Raw genomic sequence first — 10545 nt, 5'->3', positions numbered from 1 at the left:
TATATAGAAACGGAAAAATTCCATCATCTAAGAAATTATTTTTCAGCGATAGAACTCCGTTCCGCTTTTCGGCTAACAGCCGACATTAAACGCTGCGCGAAATGAAACGCGTTTCGGCTGTCGCCGACATGAAAGGCTCGCCTAGCGGCAGCTATATCGCGAAGGTTGTAGAAAAGAAAATCAACCTCAAAGATATCAAATGTGTTCTATAAAGCGATAATTCCAATGCGCAAATATGGAACGCCACTTTTCCTGTGGTTAAAAATTTCTCCAACTAAAACGTTTGAGTTATGAGATTTTAGATATAGCACTACGCAAATAGGGCGCGGACATTTATAAATGCTCAAACTCAGTCAAAAATTACTTCTGACTCCTGAATACTGACTACTGACTCCTTCAAACCCCAGAAAATGTCAAATGACCCTTAATTTCCTCCAATAAATCTACTATTGACAAATCAGAAGGCAAAATTTTTGTAGCAATCTTGCTCAAGACTAAATTCAAACTTTCTACCGTTATATTTTCAGGTAATTGATAATCAGAATATTCCAAAACTAAAATAGGAGGCTTAATAACAACTTCCTCCAAATCAGATAACGCTTTATCCAAATCAGACGGTAAATTTCCCCGCAAACAAATTAACAATAAATCCACACTCTGATTTTCCAACTGCTGTAAAACCTCAACCCAAGATTTAGCAATTAAACCCTTAAACCCCGAAGTTTGAATATACTGAACCAATACCTGTGTACTATCAATTGCTAATTTTGCTTCTTCACAACCTTTCCAACTTTGATTAGCCACTTCTAAATCAGAAATCAAATCAGGAAAAATCCGAGAATGAAAAGTATTATCTCCTAAATCTCTCCCATTCTTCTCTGGAGTAAAATCCGAGAAATTAACAACAGCTTCCTCAGACAAAACATTAGTTAAAGGAACTGTAAAATCTTTAATATTTCCCACATCCATAACTAATATAGTTGGCAGCCAACTCATACCCGCAGCAATAGAAATTACTTGCCACAACGCCGAAGTTAAATATTCATAATCAAGTTTTGTTTCTGTTAAATTATCGTCATTTTTCTCAAACGCTAAACAAGGAAACACAGACAAACTTTTAACTTGATTAGCAGCTTGAGTAATTTCCGAATCTAGAGTTACTAAAGGAATAGCTGCCAAAGTAGAATATTGACTTAACTTTTCAATAAATTCAACTGGAGTAATTGGATTAGAGATTCTTTCTATAAGAATTACATTAGGCTGCCAAATCTTAGCAAGTAAATTAGCTTGAGCTAAATCATCCGCTTCTATCATTCTATATTCAGTAGGAAGTGAAAGAAACTTATCCTCATAAATAGGATCTTCCGTAGTAGACTGCTGAAAGTCATACTTACCAGGAATTAAACGGAGAATTACTAACTTTTGATAATGCTGTTTTAGGGATTTTGAATCAGTAAATTCTGTTAATATTTGCTCTAATTCTAATTTTTCTACAGGCAAACTTAAAAACTTATTCGCTCCATTAATCATCCCTCGTTCTTTCTCTCCTCTAGTAGAAGTTATTACTACAGGAATCTGACAAGTATCAGTATCAGTTTTTAACAAAGTCAAGACATCCCAACCCGATAAAAGTGGCAATAATGGATTCAGAAATATCAATTTTGGTTGTAACTTTCGTGCCTTTTCCACTGCTTCTGTGCCAGAACGTGCAATAACAACTCGATAACCATTACCTGTTAATTTATTTGTTAAATCTTCAATAAATCGTGGAACTGCCTCAACAATTAGAACTAAACGAGATGAATAATTCATTAAAGGTAATTGGTAATTATTAACAGCTAATTTACTCTCTTTTTTAGTCTCAATTTCACTTTGCTGAGTAGGAATTAATCCTTGTGCTTTTAAATAATCATTTGTTTCCCATCCTTCAATTTCTAAATCTTTTGGAGGCGGACTCGGTGGTAAAATTAACGTAAATTCACTTCCCTTACCTTCCTGAGAAATAAAAGTAACATCCCCACCATGTAAACGAGCTAAACGTTGAGTTAATACTAAGCCTAAACCAGCTCCTTCAAACTGACGACTGAGAGGATTTTCTAATTGTTGAAACTTCTGAAAAATCAAATGTTGCTTGTCAGGTGGTATACCAATCCCAAAATCCCAAACAGTAAAAGTTATCCACCTTTCCCATCTAGCTACTTTCAATCCCATCTTGCCATCTGCAGGAGTAAACTTCAAAGCATTGGATAACAAATTTACCAACATCTGGCGCAAACGCAATTCATCTGCAATAAAAATATTCAGACCAGTTTCTATTTCCAAAGTATACTTAGCTCGCAGAGAATCAGTAAATATAGCAGAAGATTGACCTTGAGGATGCTTATATTGAAGTTGTAAAGCCTCCTGAAAAGCGCGATCGCAAACCTTCCGAATTTCAACTGGTTGTGGGTTTAACTCCATCTGGCCAGTTTCCATGCGAGTCAAATCTAGAATATCATTAACTACAGCCATCAAATGACGACCACTTTGATGAATGAGTTGAGTATAACGGATTTGACGTTCATTGAGAGTCCCCAGAGTCTGCTCTTTCAACAAACTAGATAAACCCAGTACAGCAGTTAACGGTGTTTTTAATTCATGGCTAATACAAGCCAAGAATTCATCCTTAAGTCGGTTAAGCTGAATTAAGTCGGCGTTTTTAGCTTGTAATTCCTTCCCTACCAAGTGTTGTTCTGTTACATCCTGGGCTAAAACTAATGTCATGTCAAACAATTGCTGACTACTAAACTGCCATACTCGCTCTTGACCATTTTTTTTGGGAATAGTACAAACGTAGGTATTTAGCTGAGTATAATGACAGCAACTAGAAGCAGAATTGAAATTAGGTATTTTGGCTCGTTCTTGTAAAAGTGTAGTAGAAGGAGTTATCCCTTTAGTTGTCTCTGAAGATAAAAATCCAACACTATCTCTCAGCTTATGTAAGGAATCTGGCATTTTTACTTCTGTAGGCTGTTGTTTAATATTTTCAGCAGATAAACAACGTATAACTACATCTACAATTTCTATCAATTCAGGTTCTTGTTTGAGCTGAGAACGCCATGCCAAATTCTGATTTATTAATTTGCCCTTATTGCTCTGTAACATTAGAGGTAGAGGCAACTTTTCTAAAAGCTCTATTAATGAATAGAGATAGGAAGATGTCTTTACTGTTCCTTGAACGAGCAAATCTTTCGTAACTATTTGCGACATTTCTGAAGACTTTTCTGGTGTAGAGATATTTAGCTTCAGGTCTTCAATCGTAGAAATAAATTCTAATAGACGCCAACTATCTAACAACCCTAAAAATTTACCTCCTCGATCTACAACAGCAATAGGTAAACTAGAAGATTCTTGATTAATCTGCTTTTCAGATTTTGGCTGGAGATATGGCCATAATTTTTCAACAGTTAAGTCTGCTGGTAATATTCTCAGACTACTTAATGTCAAAGAACTTATTTTAGATAGAGGTTGTTGCCAATTTTCTATAGAAGTATCACTTTTAGAAGTATCACTTTTAAGTAGTTTGGTTTCTGAGTTTGAGACTAGATAAGGAATTAAACTATGTAAGTAAATTAACCCCAGTGGTTGGTGTGCCTTATTTACTACTACTAACTCATCACATTTTTCTCTACAGAAAATTGACCAGACTACCTGCAAATTTTCTGTGTCTAAGCATACTGGTATAGAAGATATAAATTTTTTTAAAGTTGTGTAGGGCATTAACATGACAGTTCGGGTGTATTAGCTGAAATATATTCATTAAGGGCGTGTTGACTAACCTGACTATAATGCGCGGCCATTTGGAACGGTAACCCTTATCCCTACATCTGTCCACAGATAATTAACAATAATTAAGTTAATACCTGGTAGGAAAATCCCATTGGGCTTATAGTTAGCTTAAATTTTGACATTGATGGTCATTTCAGTTATCAGTTATCAGTTATCAGTTATCAGTACCGATCCACTAAGTCGGAGATTTTAAATACTGAATTGAATATTTCTCTTAGTCGATTGGATATGGCGAGGAAACCCGCTCTTGAGAGAGCCACTCCGCTAACCCCATCCCTCGACCGCTTTTTCATTCCCTTAAAAGGGGAGGCTTTGGACCTGATTTTTTGGTAATAATGACAGAATTGAATAGTTATGGCAGTATACAGATATAGAATTAATACTACTACTTTAAGTTGGTGCTATGTCGGAGGTCTTCTGAGAAAATTCCAAATAATTTTGCTGAATCTATATTTATAGATAGCTACTATAGCTACATTCTTCATGCTATCCTCATTACTAAAACTATAGAGGTTATCTATGTTAATATTTATTACATTATTAGTTTAAATCTTTGATGTAATAAAATTATTTTGTAATGGAGATTTCCCCGATTACAGATTTTCAACCCAACCCAGACTTAGCTGCTGTACCTAAAATTTTGTCTACTCAACTATCTATTTGTATATATTTGCATGATGACAAATTTGCTACCTCAGTAACCAAGTTACTGAGTAGGGATCGATATCTTGTGGCACTAACTAACTCTCGCCGAGAATTTGTCCAGCTTATTGAGGAGAATACTAACATAGATTGCCTTCTCTTCCAAGAGTATTCTGAACTAACTTCTTTGATACATCAGTTACACAATAAATCTATTTTATTACCTGCTGTAATTATCAAACAATCTGAGTCAGAAAATTCTCCAGAAACTCAAGAATTAGTTAATAATGATTTAACTAAATATAATCCCCACGAAAACTCTCACAATTTTATTTACCATCAAGCAGAAGTTCCATTATTAATCAATCAACTTAGCCAAATAGATATTTATATTGAGCAGGCAATTCAAAAATTTCTCACACTTTCTCATGCTAGTTCCTCAAAAGATCAATCTCAAATATCTAGTCAAGCTATTGACGATTATACTAAAGATATACTTCATCAACAGCAATACCGATTATATGCAAAATTAAGGGAAAGATTAGGATACCTAGGTGTGTACTACAAAAGGAATCCCGCCAATTTTATTAGGAATATGCCTCCAGGGGAGCGTCGTAAGTTTGTAGACGAACTTAAGTTAGAATATCGTCACATTGTGCTCAAATATTTTTCTCAAGATAATTCCCTAAACAATAAAATAGATGAGTTTGTTAACCTATGTTTTTTCTCAGATCTTCCCGTAACACAAATTGTAGAAATTCACATGGATTTAATGGATGAATTTGCTAAACAACTAAAGTTAGAAGGACGTAGTGAGGAAATGTTGCTGGATTATCGATTAACTCTTATAGATACAATAGCACATCTGTGTGAAATGTATCGACGTTCTATTCCTAGAGAATCTTGAGAACTAGATTATTAAATAAAAGTTAACTAGCAAAAAATTAGAGTAGGCCAATGTTAATCTAAATGCTTGTGTAGGAATAGGTAAGCTTAATAACTTCAAGCTATCTAATAATAAAGATAGATAAATCACTTTTTTTAGTTTGAAATTTAGTATCCAAAATATGATTTTTTCTTACTAAGAAGACTTAATGCTTTTAGCTGTAAATATATTTAATAAATAAATTAATCCCTAAACAAAAAAGTTCTGTTTTGATTGAGGTTAAAGTATTATTAAATCGGTTGTTCATCAAGGAAAAACTATCCAAAAAAGCTGAAAAAACTACTTGAGAATAATTATGAGTCCTCTGAAGAAAACCTATGTTTTGAAGTTATACGTTGCTGGAAACACTCCTAATTCTGTGCGGGCATTAAAGACACTCAAAGAAATTCTTGAACAAGAATTTCAAGGGGTTTATGCCTTAAAAGTAATAGACGTATTAAAAAATCCTCAGCTAGCAGAAGAAGATAAAATATTGGCCACACCAACTCTGTCAAAAATATTACCCCCACCTGTGAGAAAAATCATTGGGGATCTTTCAGACCGGGAAAAGGTATTAATTGGATTGGATCTACTTTATGAAGAACTCAATGAAGACGAATACAATCTGTGACTTACCTATAGGTAACAGCTAATGTGCCACCTTAGGCTTCTGAATGTCTTTAAAGAAGGTCAGAACTTCCTTAAAATTTGTAACCTGTTTTATACAGGAAATCTTGACGAGTGATAACTATTTTTTGATGGATTCGACCTTTTCGTTTTGCTAGTCTACGTCTTGAATTTGCTGCCATGCTTATGTTTTTTCTTACGTTGAGAAACTGTGGCTAGTTTGTCTAGATTCTTTCTTAAAAGATTTGATAGAAGGTAATTTATTTCCAACTGAAGTGGCTAGATAAATATCTTGGTCTAGTACAGCATCTAAGCGGATTGAATTTTCCCAAGTAGGTTGAATCTTATCATTTTTAAACTCACAGGAATCGACTTATCTTCTCAACTTAAATTGATCGACTAACAATTAATTTTCTTTGTTAGTGAAACCTGTTTAATTTTGGCTAGCTCAGGTAGATTTCTATGAATTATGACCTGTACCAATCTATTTTGGGAACTTGAATATATAACCATTTACCATTAGACATCTCCAAAAGAAAAATTAAGATAAAATTAAGATAAAATTACCAAATAATTAATAATTAAATAATTCACCTTTAAAGCCTCCCCAATAAAGGGGAAAAAATTTATTTTTTTCCTTTTAGTTAATCTTCTCCCTTTTAGGGCGTGTCATCAATTAAGGAGGTTGACATTTAGGGGTATTGTATGCTGGATAGAGATGGTGGCGATCACTATGCTAATAAAATGACTGAGGCTACCTGTAGGAATTCCTCCCAGGAAGTTAACTGAACGTTTATCATATCTAGTAGCGATCCCTCGATACTGTTTGAGTTTAGCGAAGAAATTTTCGATGAGATGACGTGCTTTGTACAAGATCTCATCGTAGTGACGGTTTTCTTTCCGGTTTTTATAATAGTGGAATCACTACTTGTATTCCTCTCTGAGTTAAAGGTCTAATTACTCTTTCCTGAGCATCATAAGCTTGTGTCACCAAAATGGCTCCAGCTTCTACAACTGGCAAGAGAATATCTGCTCCATCTAAGTCGCAGGCTTGACCTGGAGTTAAAAATGCTAGGGGTGGGTAACCCTAGAGCATCTACTACCCCATGTATCTTGGTACTCAATCCTACGAAAGCTACGACCAATATCTTCCTGTTCTGTACTACTATCCTTGGCTCCAGCACTATGTTGATGAGCACGAACAATAGTGGCATCGATCATGGCATACTCATTATCTGCATCCTCAGCTAGAGCTTGAAATAGTCTGTCCCAGACTCCTGAACGACTCCAACGACTAAAACGGGTATGGACGAACGGGTCAGTCCCCAAATCTTTCTGGTAAGTCTCTAATCATGAATTCCAGCTCGATATCTATATAAAACAGCTTCCACAAAGAGACGGTTGTCCTTTCCTTTCCTTCCGACAGTCCCTTTACGTCCTGGTAGTAAATTTTGAATGCGCTCCCATTGGTCCGATAAGCAAGCCATAACGTCTAGTCATTTAGAGCAGTCCTATGCTTGTTATTCTTCATGGATCATACTATACCTTTAATGTCAACTTCTTTAATTGATGACACGCCCTAGGGCTATCCCTGATCAGGAACTTCTGAAAACCTTGTGGAGAACAGGGGAGCAGGGAGCAGGGGAGAAGGGAGAAATAGTCCTAGTAGCTAGGCAAAACTACTTAACTACTCTAAATAAATGTTCTTTTCTATACATTTTTTCTCTGGAAAAAGCCTTTTAAAGACCTACACATAATTTGTCTATTTTGTCAAATTTTATATTAAGAAAGATGTTGATAAAGCATAGTTAGGGAGAGGTAATTATCAATTATCAATTATCCATTATCCATTATCAATTATCCATTATCCATTATCCATTATCAAAATGCAGTCCCGATATGAATCAAGTATTCTCTTATCTTAAGAACCATCTATAAAAGACAAAGAGAGTTATTGGTGTAACCGACATACAGTTAAAAAATTAATAGAAAATGCTCATCAAATTGAAGCAGAAAAAAACAACTTTAGAGTGGTTTGTCAAAAAAGGTTAATCGAAGCAGGAGGTGTTAGAAAAAACTATTAAGTAGCCAGGAATAAATCCTATTAACTTTAATATGATTTGCACAATATGCCGACATTTCAATTGCTAGGAATAAATTTTGGAGTAAGTGAATCAGCCCCAGTTCTTTAATACCAATTTCTGGCTAGTCCTAGATATGTACAATATTTGTCAGTATAAGTATATTTTATAGGTGATAAAAATATAATATCCGGTGATTATAATATAATAATATTCTATAATGTCTATTAAAAATGACTTTTATTCAAAAGAAAGGTCTGTCTCTTTGACATTAACTTTAGAATTTTGTGATATAAATGTTCAGGACATATAATATCTTGAGGTGGCAAGGCCGGAATAAATAGATTCACGGATAGCCAAATTTTTCCAACAAAAGATTAAGGATATGAATCAAAATAGTGAGTCTATTAAAAAGGACAGAATAGCAACTGTAGGGGTTGAGAAAATTAAAACCATGATTGAGGGCTTTGACGACATAAGTCATGGAGGAATGCCAGTTGGCAGGACAACATTAGTAAGTGGTACATCTGGAACTGGTAAAACATTGTTTGCTATTCAATTTCTTTATAATGGAATTACTTATTTTGAAGAACCAGGAGTATTTGTAACTTTTGAAGAATCTCCCCACGATATTATTAAAAATGCCTACAGTTTTGGCTGGAATTTACAGCAATTAGTTGATGATGGGAAATTATTTATATTAGACGCTTCTCCTGATCCAGAGGGACAAGACATAGTTGGCAATTTTGACTTATCTGCTTTAATAGAAAGAATTCAATATGCTATTCGTAAGTATAAAGCTAAAAGAGTTTCTATTGATTCTGTAACTGCTGTATTTCAACAATATGATGCTGCTTCGGTAGTTAGAAGAGAAATATTTCGTTTAGTTGCACGACTTAAACAAGTTGGTGCAACAACTATTATGACTACAGAAAGAGTAGAAGAATATGGCCCTGTGGCCAGATTTGGAGTAGAAGAATTTGTCTCTGATAATGTTGTGATTGTCCGTAATGCTCTGGAAGGTGAACGTAGACGTCGGACAATGGAAATACTAAAACTTAGGGGCACAACCCACATGAAAGGAGAATATCCATTTACTATTACTAATGATGGTGTAAATATATTCCCACTCGGAGCGATGCGATTAACTCAACGTTCTTCTAATGTTAGGGTTTCTTCTGGGGATGAAATTCTCGATCAAATGTGTGGGGGCGGTTTCTTTAAAGATTCAATTATTTTAGCAACTGGCGCTACAGGTACAGGAAAAACTCTTTTAGTCAGTAAATTTATAGAAAATGGTTGTATAAATAATGAACCTGCGATGCTTTTTGCTTATGAGGAATCCAGGGCTCAATTGTTCCGTAATGCCTCTTCTTGGGGTATAGATTTTGAAGAACTAGAAAAAAAAGGATTATTAAGAATTCTGTGTACTTACCCAGAATCATCAGGTTTAGAAGACCACTTACAAATTATTAAATCAGAAATTGCTGAATTTAAACCATCAAGAATAGCTATTGACTCTTTATCTGCTTTGGCAAGAGGAGTAAGTAATAATGCTTTTAGACAATTTGTGATTGGGGTAACTGGTTTTGCCAAGCAAGAAGAAATAACTGGATTTTTTACTAATACTACGGATCAGTTTATGGGGTCTAATTCTATTACAGATTCCCATATTTCTACTATTACTGATACTATCTTGATGCTACAGTATGTGGAGATTCGTGGTGAAATGTCCCGTGCTATTAATGTCTTTAAAATGCGTGGTTCATGGCATGATAAGGGAATTAGAGAATATACGATTACAGCTAAAGGCCCAGATATAAAAGATTCTTTCCGTAGCTATGAAGGAATTATTAGTGGTTCTCCAACTAGAATTACAGTTAATGAGAAAAGTGAATTGTCTAGAATTATTCAGGGAGTTCAAGAAAAGACAACGGATGAGTAAGATAATGACTAAGGGAATGTAACTCAAAAGTTAGAGAATTTATAGAGGATGCTATAGGAGGAAGGATTATCGCTCAATTTTTTCGCCTTTGCCTGCTCAAAATCCTTACATTTTCGGTTTAATGGAGCAAACCCTATGGTACTTTTTTCCAATCATACTCAGTTAATACAACTAAAATATTTATTGCTCTGCTGATTAAATCTCAAAGGATTGATAGATGCAGTCAAGTGCTTTTTTAGTTGGTTAAACTTTTCCTGCTCAATTCTCATTCGTCTGAGTTATGAGATGTTCGAGTCACCAAAAATCAACAACTTTCTGTGGGATGGAAAATTTCTCTAACTATAACGTCTGAGTTATGAGATGTTCGAGTCACCAAAAATCAACAACTTTCTGTGGGATGGAAAATTTCTCTAACTATAACGTCTGAGTTATGAGATGTTCGAGCCACCAAAAATCAACAACTTTCTGTGGGATGGAAAATTTCTCTAACTATAACG

The 10545-nt window shown here is 34.8% G+C and carries 4 protein-coding genes and 1 pseudogene; 3 read left to right on the top strand and 2 right to left on the bottom strand.

From position 1 onward, the window contains the following. Window positions 1-396 precede the first annotated feature (396 nt). Window positions 397-3765 (bottom strand): ATP-binding response regulator, encoded by a 3369-nt coding sequence (locus F6K40_RS35605; RefSeq protein ID WP_293143497.1) that lies wholly within the window; start codon window positions 3763-3765, stop codon window positions 397-399. A 640-nt stretch (window positions 3766-4405) separates the two neighbouring features. Between F6K40_RS35605 and F6K40_RS35600 the strand changes: the two genes are divergently transcribed. Together F6K40_RS35600 and kaiB are read left to right on the top strand one after the other, a co-directional pair. Continuing rightward, complete coding sequence (locus F6K40_RS35600; RefSeq protein WP_293143495.1) at window positions 4406-5377, top strand: circadian clock protein KaiA; 972 nt, start codon at window positions 4406-4408, stop codon at window positions 5375-5377. A 334-nt stretch (window positions 5378-5711) separates the two neighbouring features. After that, complete coding sequence (gene kaiB, locus F6K40_RS35595; protein WP_011613179.1) at window positions 5712-6026, top strand: circadian clock protein KaiB; 315 nt, start codon at window positions 5712-5714, stop codon at window positions 6024-6026. A 761-nt stretch (window positions 6027-6787) separates the two neighbouring features. Here kaiB and F6K40_RS35590 read toward each other — a convergent pair. Continuing rightward, window positions 6788-7509 (bottom strand): annotated as a pseudogene (locus F6K40_RS35590) (IS5 family transposase); the annotation flags it as partial. Window positions 7510-8488: 979 nt separating this feature from the next. Here F6K40_RS35590 and kaiC point away from each other — a divergent pair. Then, window positions 8489-10048 (top strand): circadian clock protein KaiC, encoded by a 1560-nt coding sequence (kaiC, locus tag F6K40_RS35585; RefSeq protein ID WP_293143489.1) that lies wholly within the window; start codon window positions 8489-8491, stop codon window positions 10046-10048. Window positions 10049-10545 lie beyond the last annotated feature (497 nt).

This window comes from Okeania sp. SIO3I5 (assembly GCF_010672085.1).
Lineage (GTDB): Bacteria > Cyanobacteriota > Cyanobacteriia > Cyanobacteriales > Microcoleaceae > Trichodesmium.
This window is presented reverse-complemented; position numbering and strand designations above follow the sequence as displayed.